Consider the following 16,885-nt stretch of genomic DNA (forward strand, 5'->3'; position numbering starts at 1 on the left):
CCCCTGGCGAAATTGCAGCAAGCTAAACCCATACCGAATAGCGACGACGGAGACTAAGCGATCAAACCTGTCTTCGACGAGAAGAGCATGCGCACCAGGCGCAAAGGGCGATGCAGATACTCGGCAACTTGTGCGCTGTAGCTATTGCCGTTAATGCACCAGTTGCAAAAATGTTCGCAGTTGTTTGACAGGATTTTGTACTCTGATTCTCCGACTCTCGACATGGCCCTTACAATGATCTCGTCGCTGGAAAAAGCGCATTGTTCCTGATGTACCCAGATGGAACTGCCATTGCCGAAGCGATCCAGGTCAGTGACTTCGATCGGGCCGGCTTGCAGCGATGCACTCAATCCAGAGTAATGAGCTACCTTGCCATCGCCAAGGTAGATGCCGTGATGGACATAGAACTTGCGCGGGCTCACCAGGTGCGATCCAGCACTCAGTCGATCAGAATCGCGGACCATCAAGACTGCTTGCTTTGGGGTTGCTTCCCATTGTGTTGGCGCATCATTAGCGTTGCAGGTATGGGACCCGTTCTCGAAAAACGGGTCACTCATGTTTGATTCACATTCCATGTTGACGACTGCCGAGTTCAAAAAGATCGAACCCAGGGAGGATGCAATGCCAATTGTTTTCATCAATAGCGTGTTCATGATGAAGTCCTCTGGAACCGTTGAAATTAGAGTATCTTTCCAGAGAGAAATAAGCAGTCGTGCATAGGTTTGCAGCCAATAGTCACTTTATATGTGTGACTCATACTTCAGTATTATTCGGAGCGCAGTTCCCGTTCTATCCGAATGAAGATTCAGCCGAGAGCGTTCCTTCCTGACACGCGGTTTTTATGGACGATGCTTATTGTTCATGAGCAATCAAACGCCAATTATTAACGCCTGCGTGCGATGCCTGCGACTGTTTCAGTTTCTGAAACGCTGGATTGCCATTTTTGCACATTCCACCAAGGTTGCCTCGGGGCGAAGATGAGCGTTCACGACTCCTTCCCCGCAGGGGAGAAGAGCCCTAAATCGTAGCCGCTGCCGCGATATGTATCGCAATAGGCGCTAGGAGACAACGAATGGATGACGTCTCGAAACCGCAAGCTTCGCCTTGGCATGAAGGCGAGTTGACCTTGCAACGCACAGTCGGTGCCGTGGACATGATGGTGGGTGTCGGACAGCGGCAAATGTCCCGGGCGTGGATGCCGGACCAGCATCGCGAGTTTTATGCCCAATTGCCTTTTGTTGTATTGGGAGCGGTGGATCGGCAAGGTGATGTATGGGCAACGATTCGTGCTGGGCAACCTGGATTCATGAATTCGCCCACACCGGAAATATTACGTATCAACTTGCAGCAGCAGCCGAACGATCCTGCCCAGAATGGCATGAAGCAGGGAGATGCCATTGGTATGTTGGGCATTGAGCTGCATACACGCCGACGCAATCGTATGAATGGCAACGTGCTGCGTCAGCTGGATGATGGTATCGAAATTTCCGTGACACAGGCTTACGGTAATTGTCCGCGCTACATCAATCTACGCCAGTACGCATTTGTCGACGAGTCAAGTGACACGGTACTTGCCTTGACGACGGCAGACTTAAAGGTACGCCGCATGATCTCCACGGCCGACTCGTTCTATGTCGCGACCTACGTCGTGCGTGATGATCAGAACCAAGTCGATGCATCCCATCGGGGCGGTAAGTCCGGCTTTGTACGAATGGAAGATGATGGGACGCTAACCATTCCGGACTTCTCCGGGAATCTGTTTTTCAACACCTTGGGTAACATCTTGCTGAACCCCCGTGCGGGACTGTTGTTCATCGACTTCCAGACGGGTGATCTGCTGCAAATGAGCGGTTCGGCTGAGGTTCTGCTGGACGACCCCGAAATTGCGGCGTTTCAGGGCGCCGAACGGCTATGGCGTTTCAAGCCTCAGCACATTGTTTACCGCCAAGGGGCCATCCCGTTGCGCTGGGTGGACGAAACCGAGGGTGTATCGCCCAACTCATTGATGACTGGCAGTTGGGCGCAAGCCACCGAGCGACTGCATGCCGAAGCCCTGCGCAACCACTGGAGGACAATGCGAGTTGCCCGTATTGTGGATGAGAGCCGCAACATCCGGTCTTTCTATCTGCAAGCGAATGACGGCGCTGGCCTACCCGGGTTTGAACCTGGTCAGCACCTACCCGTGCGAGTGTTGTTGGAAGGACAGCACACACCGTCGATTCGTACCTACAGCGTGTCCAGTTCACCGTCCGATGACTTCTTGCGCATCAGCGTCAAGCGCGACGGATCAGTGTCTTCGCACCTGCATGATCGGATCCGGGTCGATGACTCGATTGAAGCACGGGCTCCCCAAGGAGATTTCACGGTTCAAGCCTCCGAGCGGCGTCCGTTGGTATTGCTGGGGGCCGGCGTTGGCATTACGCCTTTATTGTCGATGCTGCGTGAAGTGGTTTATCAGGGTAAGCGCGTCAATCGTATGCGTCCGACATGGGTAATACAAAGCAGTCGTTCGGTAGACGATCTGGCCTTTCGTGAGGAAATTGATGAACTGTCGACCCGGGCGGGGGACAAGATCCGGATTCTACGTATTGTCAGCCAACCCCCCATCGACGGCGCAAGCGAAAGTTTTGATGTACCGGGCAGAATCGATGTCGAGCTGCTCAAGACATTGCTCCCCCTCAATGACTACGACTACTACCTGTGCGGTCCTGGGAGTTTTACTCAGGCGTTGTATGACGGACTGCGCAAGATGCGTATTCCCGATGATCGCATTCACGCTGAAACCTTCGGACCATCAACGCTCGTTCGTGACATAGAAGTCAGTGTGCCCGCGGCGCAGCAGGTACCCATGGCCAATGAAGCCGTGAAGGTCCTGTTCGCGACGTCTGGCAAGGAAGCACGATGGGAACCGGGGGCAGGGACGTTGCTTGAGCTGGCAGAAGCACGTGGACTCAATCCCGAGTTCAGTTGCCGCGGTGGCTCCTGCGGTACGTGTAAAACACGACTTGGCAGGGGACTGGTCCATTACCTGAATATGCCAGCGCAACGAATGGCAGATGACGAAGTGCTGATCTGTTGCGCAGTACCGGCCCAGGGCAGCGAGACACTAGTGCTGGACATTTGAGTCGTTACTGGACGTGAAGAATCTGACGGACGAAGATTATGAGGAGGGCGCATTCGGCAACGTTTACGCCTATCCAGGGGCGCCGAGAACGGTGCAGGCTGTACGTCGACAGGCTGCATGGGGAAGGGCGAGAGGGCCCTTTTCTGTGAACGTGATTTACAGCAATTCCATATGAATCCCATGCCTAAAGCCCGCAAAAGCGGGCCTCGGGTTTCAAACCAGACTTACGATTGGCGTGCAGCCAACGCCGAGTAGCTGTTCATCAAGTTGCGATAGTTCGGAATGCGCTGGGACAAGAGATTGCCCAAGCCTTCGATGTCGTTGCGCCAGTCGCGCTGTAGCTCACAGGCCACCGAGAACCAGTTCATCATTTGCGCACCGGCCTGCGTCATGCGGTTCCAGGATGCCTGTTGCACTGTAGTGTTGAACGTACCGGAAGAGTCGGTCACCACAAACACGTCAAATCCTTCTGCCAGTGCCGACAGGGTCGGGAACGCTACACAGACGTCAGTGACGACACCGGCAATGATCAATTGCTTGCGACCGGTGGCCTTGATTGCCTTGACGAAATCTTCGTTGTCCCAGGCATTGATCTGACCAGGTCGAGCGATGTAAGGCGCGTCAGGAAACATCTCTTTCAGCTCCGGCACCAATGGTCCGTTCGGGCCTTGCTCGAAGCTGGTGGTGAGGATGGTCGGCAGCTCGAAGAATTTGGCAACGTCAGCAAGTGCCAACACATTGTTCTTGAATTCGTTGGGCGTGAAATCCTGAACCAGGGAAATCAGACCGGTTTGGTGATCGACCAACAGCACTACAGCGTCGTCTTTGTTCAAGCGGTTGTAGGTAGCGTTGCTCATGATGAAGTCCTTTTGAGGTGGGTGATTGTTGTCGTTCAACATGGGCTCAGATTAAGGATCGATGGAGGGGAGAAAAAGACGGTGGAAACGGTTTCACTGTCAACTGACGGGGGACAATGAGCGGTTTTTTTCCTTTGGAGGTTAGGGGTATGTTTTAAAGCATGAATGAGCAGCGTCGATTGGGTTGCTTGTCCATTATCAGAGTTTCGCTCTGACACATGATTTAACATAATATACATTACACGTAACAACGTATTTCCATATCAGCCTCGTTGCACGCAGATTTGAGGACTGGAATTCACGTCAGCTCCTCAATCATCCGTCAGCGCTTCAATCAAATGCGAATGCTCAGGAAATTCCTCGCTGAGCTTCTTTCGATCACCCATTTCCATATCCGCAAAATCAAACCCTGGCGAAACCGCTTCACTGATCAAACCGAATCCCGACGAACCTTCCACCAGTCGTGACGCTTTCCAGATTCCGCCTGGTACGTGCAGTTGCAAACTTTGGCCGGCGATCAGGTCATTGCCCATCACCACAGTTTTCAATGTGCCGTCCGGATAAATCAGGCTGTACTGAATCGCGTCACCCAAATGGTAGTAATGCACGATGTCTGATTGGTTGAGATGGAAATGACCTACAGGCGAATCCTTGGTCAGCAGGTAATAAATAGACGTCATCCGATAGCGCGGACCACCAGCAGTCATGAGCAGGTTCTGATCGTCAGACTGGAACGTTCTGCGGTAAAAACCGCCTTCCTCGTGGGGTTCCAGTTCCAACGCGGAGATCAGGTATTGAGCGGTTGCAATGCCTTTAAACACGACCCTCTCCCTAAAATGCATATTTCGACGACAATAGGCGCACATTTGTCGCTTTTAGCCGCATAACTCGACTAAACATCTATTTAGTCGATTTAACTTTCAAACGTTCTGATCCTTGATTCATAGACGCAATACCTGCAGACCCCTGCCCCAATGCTCAAGCACCTCCATGGCCACCCCATCAGAAGCGAGCTACCCGAGTTCTTGCGCAAGCCCGATGAGAATGCCTTCCGGACCCCGAATGTAACAAAGCCGGTACGTGTCTTCGTACTGGACCACGCTGCCGACAAGTTCCGCGCCGCATTTGTAGAGTCTGGTGAGCGTATCGTCGATGTCCTCCACAGTGAACATGACGCGAAGGTAACCGAGTGCGTTCACCGGGGCCCTGCGGTGATCGGCGGTCACCGTTGGTGCGAGGAATCGGGATAGCTCGAGTCGGCTGTGCCCGTCCGGCGTACGCATCATCGCGATCTCGACGCGCATCTCGCGCAATCCAGTGACCCTATCGGCCCAGTCTCCTTCGATTGGCGCACGCCCCTCGAGCGCGAGGCCAAGTTCGGTAAAAAACTCAATGGCGGCATCGAGGTCTTCTACAACGATGCCGATGTTGTCCATACGCTTGACTGTCATGCTGTCTCCTTGGCTAGTAAAAGCCCTTCAATCCTGAGCCTGGGACAAAGGCCTGGCCACCTGCTCCAACGCTTGGCGCTCCGCAGCCACTCCCCAAACCGCTTGGACCACCGCTGCCACACACATCAGTGCAGCGCCTATCAGGTATCCCGTCAACAGACTGCTGCGCTGCTGCGTCTGGATCAGCTGGCCAAACAGCGTCGGCCCGATGATGCCGCCCAGGCCAGTGCCAAACGCGTAGAACACCGCGATGGCCAAGGCGCGGATTTCCAGTGGGAAGGTTTCTGCCACGGTCAGGTACGCCGAGCTGGCCGCTGCCGAAGCGAAAAAGAAGATCACCATCCACGCCACGGCTTGCTGGGTGACATCCAGCCAGCTCTGCTCGAACGCATAGCCACTGATTGCCAGCAAAATCCCGGATATCGCGTAGGTAAAGCTGATCATCACGCGCCGTCCGATTACGTCAAAAAGGCGCCCCAGCAGCAACGGCCCGCAGAAATTGCCCAATGCCAAAGGTAATACGTACCAACCGACGAGCTCGGCCGGCACCTGGTAAAAATCGGTAAGCACCAGCGCATAAGTGAAGAAGATTGCATTGTAGAAGAAGGCCTGTGCGGCCATCAGGGTCATGCCCACCAGCGCGCGGCGGCGGAATCCGATAAACAGGGTATGGAAGATTTCCGCCAGCGGCGTATGGTCACGCGCGTGCAGGCGCAATGGTTTGCTGGTCACGGCCGGCAGTTCATGGCCTTGTTCGCGCAGACTCGCTTCGATGCCTTCGACGATGTGTCGCGCCTCATCGTGCCGGCCATGGATCAGCAACCAGCGCGGGCTTTCCGGCAACCACAAACGCATCACCAGAATCACCAGGCCCAGCGCCGCACCAATGCCAAAGCACAGGCGCCAGCCCAGGTCGCCGCCGACCACGTGCGGGTCCAGCAGGATGATGGCCCCTCCGGCGCCAAGCGCTGCGCCTAACCAGAATGTGCCATTGATGGTCAGGTCGACCCAGCCGCGATAGCGTGCCGGGGTGAACTCCTGGATGGTCGAATTGATCGCCGTGTATTCACCGCCGATGCCCATGCCCGTCAGGAAACGGAACAGCAGGAAGCTTTCCAGGTTGAAGGAAAACGCCGTGGCCGCCGTGGCGCCTACATACAGCCATAACGTAATGAAGAACAGCTTGCGCCGCCCCAGGCGATCGGTCAGCCAGCCGAACAGCAAGGCACCGATCACTGCGCCGGCGATATAGACGCCACCGGCCAAGCCAATGTCGAAGTTGCTCATGCGCAAATCAGGACTGTTTTTCAGTGCGCCGGACACCGAACCGGCTAGGGTCACTTCAAGGCCATCGAGCAACCAGGTGATGCCCAGCGCGATCACTAGAAGCGTGTGAAAGCGCCCCCACGGCAAGCGGTCCAGACGTGCTGGAAGAGTGGTTTCGAATATCGCGCCGGGCTCGCGGCCGTACAGCTGTTGGTGGGGCATCGCCACCTCAATGTCTTGCGCAGTGCCTTGTGTGTTAGGAGTTGGCCCGTGGATTGGGAGTTCAAAATTCTCTCGAACTGCGTATTAGCAATGTCGCCCGATGATCTCGAACAATCGCCGGCACGATTCAGCGAGGTGAGGTTCAGGCGCTGTGGCAACCCCGAGCAAAAGACCAGACGAGCTCCCGGTCGGCGTCGCGAACCAAGCGGACAAAGGCGATGGCGCCATGCCGTAGGTCATCGCCTCGCGAACGATCTGCACGTCGGGCGCGCCGTCGGGAAGTTTTAGAAGTACTGCCAGCCCCGCCCTCACCCACTCCGCTTCACGCATTCGCAACTGCTCGCATAGCGCGTCACGCTGGGCCGAATAGAGTCGCTTGAGCCTACGGACACGCCGGATGTAGTGACCATCGCGCATGAATTGCGCCATGGCGAGCTGGATGACGGGTGAAGGCGCCGGGGCAAGTGTGGTCGCTACCTCGGCGAACGCCGTAATCAGTTCGACTGGCGCTACGACAAATCCAAGTCGCAGCCCCGGGCTGACGGTCTTGCTGAAAGAACCTATATGGATAACCCGTTTACCTTCGTCCAGAGACGCCAAGGCAGGCGCCGCCCTGCCCTCCAGTTGCAGCTCGCTGAGGTAGTCATCTTCGATGACCCAGGCGTCGTTCGCGACCGCCCATTCGAGCAGTTGAAGCCGTCGCCTCAAAGACAGGGTCGAGCCCAGGGGCGCTTGTTGACCGGGCGTCACGACGGCTAATGCAGCGTCCGCGGCGCTCTCGATGGCGTGGTCTACGTTGAGGCCTTCGGTGTCTACCGGGACCGGAATGATATTCAAACGAGCGAGTTCCAACCCCTTGCGAGTCAGAAAGAACCCAGGGTCTTCCATCCAGACCTTCTTGCCGTCCAGTCCTAATACGCGCAGGGACAGCCCCAGGCCGGCGCTGTATCCCGACGTGATGAACACCTGCTCAGGGAGGCAATGGAGGTTTCTGGAGATGGAAAGATAGCCGGCAATCTCCCGGCGCATCTCCAATTCCCCTCGAGGATCGGGATAGATCAATGACGAGAACGACCCCGCCTTCAACAGATTGGACGAGCGCGCGCGTGCGAAAAGCTTTTCCAGTCCTTCAAACGCGGGAATGCCGTTCTGAAAGATCGCAGGCCCGGTGTTCACCCGCTCATAGGCGCTCATAAACGATCCGGGCTCAGGTGGTTCCGGTTGAGCCGCCGCTGTACGGAGGCGCGGCGCCACGCGTGTGCCCTTTGCACCGAATGTTTCAATCATTTGCGCGTCGGCTAACCGTTCATACGCAACTTGAACCGTACCGCGCGCCACACCCAGATGCGCAGCGAGGTCCTGCCATGAAGGCAATCGAGTGCCTGGTGTCAGCAGGCCTGACTCGATTGCCCTGCTGATACTCATACGAATCTGTTCTGACAGAGACAGCCTGGCTGTCCGGTCGAGCTGAATCTGCAGGTCTGGATTCATGGTCTTGGTACACACAAAAGTGGGTGGTCTTGGTTCTTTTATTCGTACCATCATCGGTACAAGATTTAAAGACCAAGACGGAGCAACTAACCCCCCCTCAACCATAGGAACCATCATGATCAATGCCGTCATCGAATGTATCGTCAGTCGCAGCGCCGCCAAGTACTACGACCCAGCCGCCACTTTGAGCGACGACCAAATCCGTGAGTTGGTGCAAATCGGCACCACCGCGCCAACCTCCTTCCATATACAGAACTGGCGCTTCATCGCAGTACGCACGCCAGAAGCCAAAGCCCGGCTGAGCCCGATCGCCTGGAATCAGCCGCCAATCACCGAAGCAGCCGTTACCTTCATCATCTGCGGCCAACTGGCCGACTCCAGCGTCATACCGGCACGCCTTGCACCGCTGGTTGAAGCAGGCGTCATGCCGGCATCGATGGTACAGGATTGGGAGCTGCCTGCACGCGACTTGTATCTGGAACACCCGCAACGCCAGCGCGACGAGGCTGTACGCACGGCCACCTTCGGTGCGTCGGCGATCATCTATGCCGCCCGCTCGCTCGGCCTGGGTTCGACGCCAATGATCGGTTTCGATGCTGAGGCGGTGGCTCGCGAGTTTGGACTGGCCGAAAACGAAGTGCCGGTCATGCTGCTGTCCATAGGCGCGGAGCGTCCAGGAAACTGGGCCCAGAAGCCGCGTCGCCCGCTGACGGATGTGTTGGATCTCGTTTGATTTTTGATAAACCCAGTAACTGACGGAGACTACTATGCCTAGAAGTGCAGTTCTAAAGCCTGAACACGTACCGGCCGATTCCAAAGCAACGCTCGATGCGTTCACCAAGAACATCGGGTTCACGCCCAACATGATGATGACCTTCGCGCAGAGCCCGATCGCGTTCAATTCGTGGGCTACGTTGCTCGGTTCTTTGAGCAAAGCGCTCGACGTAAAAACGCGTGACAGCATCGGCCTTGCCGTCTCTGAAGCGAATGGCTGCAACTACTGCCTGACGGTTCACAGCTTTACAGCAGAACATATGGCCAAGCTGCCCGCCGATGACATTATTCGCGCCCGCAAGGGCCAGGCCACCGACCCGAAGCGCAACGCCGCCCTTCAGTTCGCGCACAAAGTCATCGAGACTCGCGGCAAGGTCAGTGATGCCGATCTGAAATCCGTCCGCGACGCTGGCTACACGGATGCGAATGTCATGGAGATTATCGCATTGGTGGCCATGTATTCCCTGACGAACTTTTTCAATAACGTGTTCGATCCCGAGAAGGACTTCCCTGCGGTTACGCCGGCTGGCTCGATCTGAGTTTCATCCGCTCGCATCGACTCTCTCCCAAGTGGTACCAATTGATTCAAGCTTTACCGCAAAGCCTGGATGCCCCTGGAAATCGTGCAGGGAAAGCGTCCAGGCTTTTTTTCGGAAGCGTACTTTTCCGCACCATGCCGTACGTACCGCCTATAGCGTTAGCGTTCAGCTTGCGCGGCTAACTATTTCATTTGGGAAATAACAATGTGAACGCTACCCGAAACCCCCAGCCTTGCGCTCCATCTTCCGGGCTATCAGCCCAGTAACGTGGCCCGGCTTGCACTGTCATGGGTTGACCACCCACTTTGAACAACTGGGTGACAAACAGATTGATCGGCACCGACCATTCCCGGCTTTGCCAATCGTAGGTGGACTCGGTATTGATACCGAAGGTGGTATAGGTATGGGTGGTGTAGCTGAAGAAGGGTTGCATAAACGTCTGGTTGATCTTGTCCTTGTCATCCGGCGGGCTGTTATCCAACGACCAGATATGGTTGGCAAGAATGCCGCGGGTCCAGCCGTCATGTTGCTTGAGCGCCACCACTGTAGGCCCCAACCCCCATTGTTCGCTGCTCAACAGATCGTCGCTGCCGGTGGGCACCAATATCGCAGGGCCTGCTCCCCAGATCCAACCGCTGGCGGTTTTCTGTTTGGGTGAAAAAAAGAAGCTTTGAGTGACGTCTCCCACACCTGATTTATCGGCAGCCCCGCCGGGAACCAGGCCATGCTGATCGATGACGGGCAGGATGGTGCGAGAAATCAGATTCCACTCCTCGTTGAGACTGAACGGCAGCACCGGCTGAATGTTGGTAACGCTTTGATAGCCCTCACCGCTGGGGCCGAGTTTCTGGTTCCAATTGTATTGAATCGGCAAACTGTAAAGCGCGGCGATCGGGTTCAGGGATTGTTTGGCCAACTCCGCCTGGCTATCGGCAGCGATGCCAGGTTCAGGCCTGAACAAAGCCAAGGCAAAAACAGGAGCAAGCTGAATGCCTTTGTTCATCGTCAGCTCCTTCCGAGATTGAAATGGCAGGGCTTTGGCTAAGCCTTGGCGCTATAGAGCTTAGATCAGGTTTTTTGTCCTGCTAGCAAACGACCGTGAATGCCTGCTGCCTATCCTTCACACCCTCGCCTCACTCTGATACTGACGCGGACACATATTGAATCGGGCTCGAAACTCGCGGGAAAAATGTGCGCCGTCGGAGAAGCCGCAGTCCATGGCAATTTGCGTGATGCTGCTATGGCTGTTCAGCAAAAGCCAGGCGCCATATTCAACCCGCAACGAGCGCTGGAACTCCATGGGAGAAAGCCCCAGCGACTGCTGGAATGCCCGCGTCAGTTGGCGCCTGCCGAGCCCTACATAACGCGCGATGGCATCCAGGGTCGGCAGGCTGTCCATTCGCTGTTCGATGTAGTGCGCAGCCTGACGAACACGCTCATCCTTGATGTCCTCAAGGTTGGCATAGAAATGCGCCTGAGGCTGCCGGCCCTGACGTATCCCTTGCAACATCATATGCCGCACCGCCTGTTGGGCTTTTTCCCGTCCGCAATGCCGGGCTACCAGATACAAGCCCAGATCAATAGCCGCAGTCGAACCGGCACAGGTGATCAGATCGCCTTCGTCGATGAACAGATGATCGACCGCTGCCGGGGTCTTGGGAAACCGTGCGCGAAACGCATCCAGCACATTCCAGTGCACGCACACCGAACGACTTCCTACCACGCCCGCCTGCGCCAGCGCGAAAGTCCCGGTGCAGATACCCAGTAACCGCGTGCGACTCTTCGCGGCGCGCTGCAACCAATCACGCAGATTGTTGGGCATGTGCGTATTGAGGTAATCGTTGCCGCCGCAGATCGCTATGTAGTCGAACGCTTCCACGTCTTGCGCCAAGCCGCCGGAAACCTCCAGCGTAATGCCCGCACTGGAGGTTCGCGGCAGTCCGTCAACGCTCATCACCCGCCACGCCGTGTGGATCTGCCGACTGCCGCCGCCCAGGTCGGCGGACAGGCGCAACACATCGATCAAACCGGAAAACGCAGCGAGTGTGAATTGATCCAGCAGGACCAGTCCCACGGACAGTTGCGGACGGCTGGCCACCTCGGGTCCGAGGGAGTCAGGCAGATGGCAATCTCGAGGTATCTGAGTCATTTTTGGCATGACCTAACTATTCAACTTTAAGACCCCGAAGTGCAAGCGCTCGAATCAACGATACGAGCAAGATGCACGCAAGGGGAACAGCACAATAACGCCCCAGAGGACACACGATGAAACTGAAGACAGGCAAGAAAATCACCGCTGCTCTTTTAGTTACCGGCTGCATCTCCTCATCAGCCGCCATGGCTGACCCGCAAAAACTGACCGTTGCGTTGTACGGCGGTAACTGGGGTGATGCGTTCCTCAAATGTGTTGCAGAACCTTTCACACAAGCGACGGGGATTGCCGTTGCAGCTGAGGTCGGCACCTCGACCGTCACCCTGGCCAAGCTCCAGCAACAAAAATCCAGCCCGACGATTGATGTGGCCTGGATGGACGGCGGTATCAGCGAGTTGGCCTACGCCGCAGGCGTTGTCGCAGACCTTGATCCGACGAACATCCCCAACCTGAAAAACGTGCAGGACAAAGCGATCTATACCGATGCCGGCCACACCTTCGCTGTCAGCAGCGGCTTCTACTCCCTCGGCCTGACCTACAACACCAAGGAAATCAAAGAGGCGCCCACCAGTTGGAAAGACCTGTGGAAGCCTGAGTATGCCGGCGCGATTGCCCTGCCCTCACCCGCCAATTCTTCCGGCGTGCCTTTCGTGTTTTTCATGGCCGATGTCTGGGGCGTAGACCGGGCAAATCTGGATCAGGTCTACACCAAGCTCGGTGCGTTGGACACCGCGCTGTTCTTCGACAGCTCCGGTGCCGCCACCAATGCCTTTCAGAGTGGCGAAGCAATCATCGGCGCGCATTTCAACGTCGGCGCCTGGGACCTGATCGACAAGGGCGCACCCATTGCGTTCACCATTCCCAAGGAAGGTGTCTGGGCCACCGACGCTCGCCTGCACCTGATCAAGGGCGCAAAAAACAGCAAGGCCGGCGAACAGTTCATCAATACCGCGCTGACGAAAGAAGCCGCGTCCTGCCTCGCCGGCAAGCTGTACCTGGGCCCGGCGGTGAAAGGTGTCGAGGTCGCTGAAGACGTTGCCCGCAAGTTGCCATGGGGCGTGAATGGTTCGATCGACAACCTGCGCTTGTTCGACTGGAGTCAGATCAACGCGCAACGCGCCAGCGTCACCAATGACTGGAACCGCAAAGTCACCGCCAACTAGCTCAAGAGGTCTGCAATGTCAGTTTTATTGAGCATCGACAGTGTCTGCAAAAGCTTCGGGCCGTTCCAGGCACTGGACAATATTCACCTGGACATCGAGCAGGGCGAATTCATCGTCCTGCTCGGCCCCAGCGGTTGTGGCAAGACCACCCTGCTGCGCTCGATCGCCGGTTTCATGCAACCCGATTCGGGCAGCATTGCGATCGATGGCCAGGATGTGAGTCGTCTGCCTCCGTACCGTCGGCCACTCAATACGGTGTTTCAGAATTACGCGCTGTTTCCGCACATGACCGTACTGGAAAACGTTGCCTACGGACCACGTCGCCAAGGCATCAATCGCACCGATGCGAAGCTCAAGGCTCGCGAAGCATTGGCGATGGTCGGACTGGAAGCGTTGGAAGACCGTTTTCCCCGTGGCATGTCCGGTGGACAACAACAGCGCGTGGCCCTGGCTCGCGCCATCGTCAATCAACCGAAGCTGCTGTTGCTGGATGAACCGCTCTCGGCGCTGGATATGAAATTGCGCAAGCGCATGCAGCTTGAGCTCAAGCATCTGCAGGCCAAGCTGGGGATCGCGTTCATCTTTGTGACCCATGATCAGGAAGAAGCGATGACCATCGCTGACCGCATCGTGGTGATGAATGCCGGGCGCATCGAACAGGTCGGGACCAGCACCGAGATCTACAGTGCGCCGGCTTCACGCTTCGTCGCAGACTTCATCGGCGAGGCCAACCTGATCAGCTATCAGGCAAACGATAGCGGCGAAATCAGTTTGGCGATTCGGCATAAACCAATAACCCACACCGCAAAAAACCTGTTACCGCGTGGTGTGGCGGTGCTGCGTCCCGAGCATTTACAGGTGCTTGATGCATCGGCACCAGAAACTTCTGGCTGTCATGAAATCCACGGCACCGTGACCGATATCGTCAGTGTGGGCAGTCACACCCTGGTCCACTCGCTGATCGATGGACAAACAATCGTGGCGCGCACCATGGGCTTGCCCAGCGCCGGCCTTCATACCGGCAGTGCCGTACGCCTGGGCTTCAACCCCGCGCATTTGCACCTGATCGGAGAGTCGGTATGAAACGCCCGGCGCTCGTACCGTGGCTGATGCTCTTCGCCGCCCTGGCGTTTTTCACGGCGTTCTTTCTTGCGCCTTTCGCCGTGGTGATTTTCGCCAGCCTCACGAAGGGAGCGGAACATACTTTCACTTTGGAGCACTACATCCGCGTGCTGGGCGACCAGTACCACTGGGATGTGATTCTCGTGACTTTCCGCATAGCCGCGCTGACCACATTGATCTCGCTACTGCTCGGTTATCCGCTGGCCTGGTATCTGGTGCGCGTCGTGAAGTGGCGTGCCTGGCGCCGAGCCTGCGTGATTCTGCTGGTGGTGCCGATGTTCACCAGCAACATCGTCCGCTCGTTCGGCTGGATGGTCCTGTTGGGACGCAAAGGCCTGGTCAACCAGAGCCTTATGGACACCGGCCTGATCGATGCTCCGGTGCGTTTCCTGGGAACCGAACTCGGCATCCTGATCGGCATGGTGTACATCCTGCTGCCGTTCATTGTCCTCGCGGCCGGCAATGCCCTGGCACAAGTCGACCCGGCCTACGAGCAGGCGTCCGATGACCTTGGCGCCAGCCCCCGCGCGACGTTTTTTCATGTGGTGCTGCCATTGACCATGCCCGGGATCATTTCCGGCTCGATCATGGTGTTCACCCTGGCAGCGAGCGCCTATGTCACCCCTGCTCTGCTTTCGGGTGGACGAATCTCCGTGCTCTCGATGCTGATCTTCCAGCAATACAGCTCGGTCTTTGACTTCAACTACGGCGGAGCGCTGAGCGTCGTGCTGCTGATCTTTACCTTGGTCATGGTCGGGCTGGCGGGACGTGTCGGGAGCATTCGGGGGAGCAACCAATGATCACGCAAATTCTGGTCAGGCTCGTGGCCTGGGCCGTGCTGGGCTACATGCTGCTGCCGCTGGTGGTGATTCTTGGGGTCTCCGTGACCGCAACGTCTTTCCTGGCTTTCCCGCCTCAGGGCTGGACGCTGGACTGGTACGCGAAAATGCTCAGCGATCCAAGCTACGTGGCGTCGTTCGCTACCAGCACGGTCCTGGCGCTGGCCGCTACCTTTGTCGCTGTGCTGCTCAGCGTACCCGCCGCCCTGGCGATGGCACGCTACGACTTCCCCGGCAAAGGCACGATCCTCGCGGCCCTGACCTCACCGCTGGTATTTCCACACATCGTGCTGGGTGCGGCGCTGCTGCAATTAGGAGGCTACCTCGGATTGACCCGTAGCTTCCTCGCCTTGCTGATTGGCCACACCATCATCATCTCGCCCTTCGTACTGCGTTCGGTGCTGTCGATGCTGACGCCCGAGCAACGAGCGCTGGAAGAAGCCTCAAGTGATCTTGGCGGTACGCCTTGGGCGACGTTCTTTCTGGTGGTGTTGCCGCAGATTCGCCCTGGGCTCGTAACCGGATCGATCTTTGCCTTCATCTCATCGTGGATCAACGTAGAGCTGTCGATCTTCAACACCACCCCAGACCTCAACACCATACCGGTGAAGCTCTTCAACTACGTGCAATACACCGTCGACCCGACCATTGCCGCCGCCTCCGGCGCCACCATCATCGTCGTCGTAGTCGCCGTGATCATTCTGGATCTGTGTATCGGTCTCGATCTTTTGTCAGAACGCAAATAACCCCCCTCATACATCCCGTAAGCCAGGAGTTCAGTCATGCGCATGCAAGACACGTTCGATGTCATCTATACCCATACCGAAGGCGAACCACTGTGCATCGTCCACAGCGGCATTCCCTACCCTGCCGGTTCCAGCATTCTGGCCAAGCGCAACTTTCTTGAGCAGAACTATGACTGGCTGCGCAAGGCGTTGATGCAGGAGCCGCGTGGCCACAAGGATATGTTCGGCGTATTCCTCACCCCGCCCTCAAGCAGCGAATTCGATGCCGGGCTGATCTACATGGACGGCAGCGTGTACTCGCACATGTGCGGCCACGGCACCATCGCCGTGAGCATGGCGATGGTCGCGCTGGGCCTGGTGCCGCGCGGCAAGGATGGCATCACCAAGATCCGCTTTGAAACCACTGCCGGCCTGGTCGTAGCCGAGGTGGCTTCCGATGGCGATACCGTTCTCTGGACCCGATTCGAGAACGTGCCGGCCTACGTTGCGGCTCAAGACATCCCCATCCACCTTCCCGGCTATGGCGACCTCAAGGCTGACCTGGTCTGGGGCGGCAACTACTTCGGCATCATCGATCTGTCCCATTGCGACTTGCGCATCAGCCCGGACAACGGCAGCGAACTGTCGCGCCTCGGCCTGCTGGCTCGCGACCAGATCAATCAGCAGATGAAGATCCAGCACCCTACCGAGGCGCATATCAACGACCTCAACTTCATCACGTTCTGGCATCCGGCGACCATCGAAGGTGCGTTCTACAAGAACGTCCATGTCTTTAGCGCGGGTCAACTTGACCGCTCCCCGGGTGGCACTGGCACAAGCGCGATGATGGCGATGTTCGAGGCCCGAGGAAAGCTGGGCCTGAACCAACCCATTCTGTCCGAAGGACTGCTGGGGAGCGGCACGTTCGAAGGCTGCCTGCTCGGCGAAGTCGACCTCAATGGCACGCGCGCTGTGCGGCCGACAGTCAAGGGCACCGCCAGCATCCTCGGCACGTCGCGCTGGACGATCGAACGCAATGATCCGGTCGGTGCGGGCTTTGTCATCAACTGAATGAGTTAACGCGAACACACATTGAAACGCCCGGGCCTGCGCTCGGGCGTTTTTGTGTTCTGAATAGGGGGTAATTCAAAAAACCGACG

16 protein-coding genes are annotated in these 16,885 nt (G+C 57.0%); 8 read left to right on the top strand and 8 right to left on the bottom strand.

The features are described 5' to 3' along the window. Window positions 1-53: 53 nt before the first annotated feature. Window positions 54-653: a lecithin retinol acyltransferase family protein gene (locus ACW9JC_RS00430; protein ID WP_457452858.1), complete on the bottom strand. Its 600-nt coding sequence runs from the start codon at window positions 651-653 to the stop codon at window positions 54-56. Between the two features lie 419 nt (window positions 654-1,072). Between ACW9JC_RS00430 and ACW9JC_RS00435 the strand changes: the two genes are divergently transcribed. After that, window positions 1,073-3,124, top strand: a complete 2,052-nt coding sequence (locus ACW9JC_RS00435; RefSeq protein WP_457452859.1) for a 2Fe-2S iron-sulfur cluster-binding protein — start codon at window positions 1,073-1,075, stop codon at window positions 3,122-3,124. A 224-nt stretch (window positions 3,125-3,348) separates the two neighbouring features. Here the strand turns inward: ACW9JC_RS00435 and ycaC are convergent, their stop codons facing one another. The 5 genes from ycaC to pdxR form a co-directional block, all read right to left on the bottom strand. Beyond that, window positions 3,349-3,981, bottom strand: a complete 633-nt coding sequence (gene ycaC / locus ACW9JC_RS00440) for an isochorismate family cysteine hydrolase YcaC (RefSeq protein ID WP_338580953.1) — start codon at window positions 3,979-3,981, stop codon at window positions 3,349-3,351. 311 nt (window positions 3,982-4,292) lie between these two features. Continuing rightward, window positions 4,293-4,802, bottom strand: coding sequence for a cupin domain-containing protein (locus ACW9JC_RS00445; RefSeq protein ID WP_457452861.1), 510 nt, complete (start codon window positions 4,800-4,802; stop codon window positions 4,293-4,295). Window positions 4,803-4,994: 192 nt separating this feature from the next. After that, on the bottom strand, window positions 4,995-5,432 hold the full coding sequence (locus ACW9JC_RS00450) for a VOC family protein (protein ID WP_457452862.1): 438 nt from the start codon (window positions 5,430-5,432) through the stop codon (window positions 4,995-4,997). Between the two features lie 27 nt (window positions 5,433-5,459). Further along, a complete protein-coding gene (locus ACW9JC_RS00455) occupies window positions 5,460-6,920 on the bottom strand; it encodes an MFS transporter (RefSeq protein ID WP_457452864.1) in 1,461 nt (486 codons plus the stop codon). Between the two features lie 84 nt (window positions 6,921-7,004). Next, window positions 7,005-8,411, bottom strand: coding sequence for a MocR-like pyridoxine biosynthesis transcription factor PdxR (gene pdxR, locus ACW9JC_RS00460; protein WP_457452865.1), 1,407 nt, complete (start codon window positions 8,409-8,411; stop codon window positions 7,005-7,007). 115 nt (window positions 8,412-8,526) lie between these two features. Here pdxR and ACW9JC_RS00465 point away from each other — a divergent pair, with 115 nt between their 5' ends. Both ACW9JC_RS00465 and ACW9JC_RS00470 read left to right on the top strand, forming a co-directional pair. After that, on the top strand, window positions 8,527-9,144 hold the full coding sequence (locus tag ACW9JC_RS00465) for a nitroreductase family protein (RefSeq protein ID WP_457452867.1): 618 nt from the start codon (window positions 8,527-8,529) through the stop codon (window positions 9,142-9,144). A 34-nt stretch (window positions 9,145-9,178) separates the two neighbouring features. Beyond that, a complete protein-coding gene (locus tag ACW9JC_RS00470) occupies window positions 9,179-9,724 on the top strand; it encodes a carboxymuconolactone decarboxylase family protein (protein ID WP_457452869.1) in 546 nt (181 codons plus the stop codon). A gap of 187 nt (window positions 9,725-9,911) precedes the next feature. Here the strand turns inward: ACW9JC_RS00470 and ACW9JC_RS00475 are convergent, their stop codons facing one another. Both ACW9JC_RS00475 and ACW9JC_RS00480 read right to left on the bottom strand, forming a co-directional pair. After that, window positions 9,912-10,727 (bottom strand): transporter, encoded by an 816-nt coding sequence (locus ACW9JC_RS00475; RefSeq protein WP_457452871.1) that lies wholly within the window; start codon window positions 10,725-10,727, stop codon window positions 9,912-9,914. A 117-nt stretch (window positions 10,728-10,844) separates the two neighbouring features. Then, the gene (locus tag ACW9JC_RS00480; RefSeq protein ID WP_457452873.1) at window positions 10,845-11,873 is read right to left on the bottom strand and encodes a GlxA family transcriptional regulator; all 1,029 of its coding nucleotides are present in this window, start codon (window positions 11,871-11,873) and stop codon (window positions 10,845-10,847) included. Between the two features lie 116 nt (window positions 11,874-11,989). Between ACW9JC_RS00480 and ACW9JC_RS00485 the strand changes: the two genes are divergently transcribed. Genes ACW9JC_RS00485 through ACW9JC_RS00505 form a run of 5 tightly spaced genes read left to right on the top strand, consistent with a single transcriptional unit; the run spans window position 11,990 to window position 16,796 of the window. Next, entirely contained in the window at window positions 11,990-13,039 is a 1,050-nt protein-coding gene (locus ACW9JC_RS00485; protein ID WP_457452875.1) for an ABC transporter substrate-binding protein, read from the top strand. Between the two features lie 15 nt (window positions 13,040-13,054). Further along, window positions 13,055-14,122 (top strand): ABC transporter ATP-binding protein, encoded by a 1,068-nt coding sequence (locus tag ACW9JC_RS00490; RefSeq protein ID WP_457452876.1) that lies wholly within the window; start codon window positions 13,055-13,057, stop codon window positions 14,120-14,122. Then, complete coding sequence (locus ACW9JC_RS00495; protein ID WP_448107940.1) at window positions 14,119-14,961, top strand: ABC transporter permease; 843 nt, start codon at window positions 14,119-14,121, stop codon at window positions 14,959-14,961. The genes ACW9JC_RS00490 and ACW9JC_RS00495 overlap by 4 nt, the downstream gene beginning before the upstream one ends. After that, window positions 14,958-15,746 carry an ABC transporter permease gene (locus ACW9JC_RS00500; RefSeq protein WP_457452878.1) on the top strand — a complete coding sequence of 263 codons (789 nt, stop codon included), beginning with the start codon at window positions 14,958-14,960 and terminating at the stop codon, window positions 15,744-15,746. The genes ACW9JC_RS00495 and ACW9JC_RS00500 overlap by 4 nt, the downstream gene beginning before the upstream one ends. 36 nt (window positions 15,747-15,782) lie before the next feature. Then, entirely contained in the window at window positions 15,783-16,796 is a 1,014-nt protein-coding gene (locus ACW9JC_RS00505; protein WP_416126993.1) for a proline racemase family protein, read from the top strand. Window positions 16,797-16,885: the final 89 nt, after the last annotated feature.

The organism is Pseudomonas sp. SDO5591_S426 (assembly GCF_054070755.1).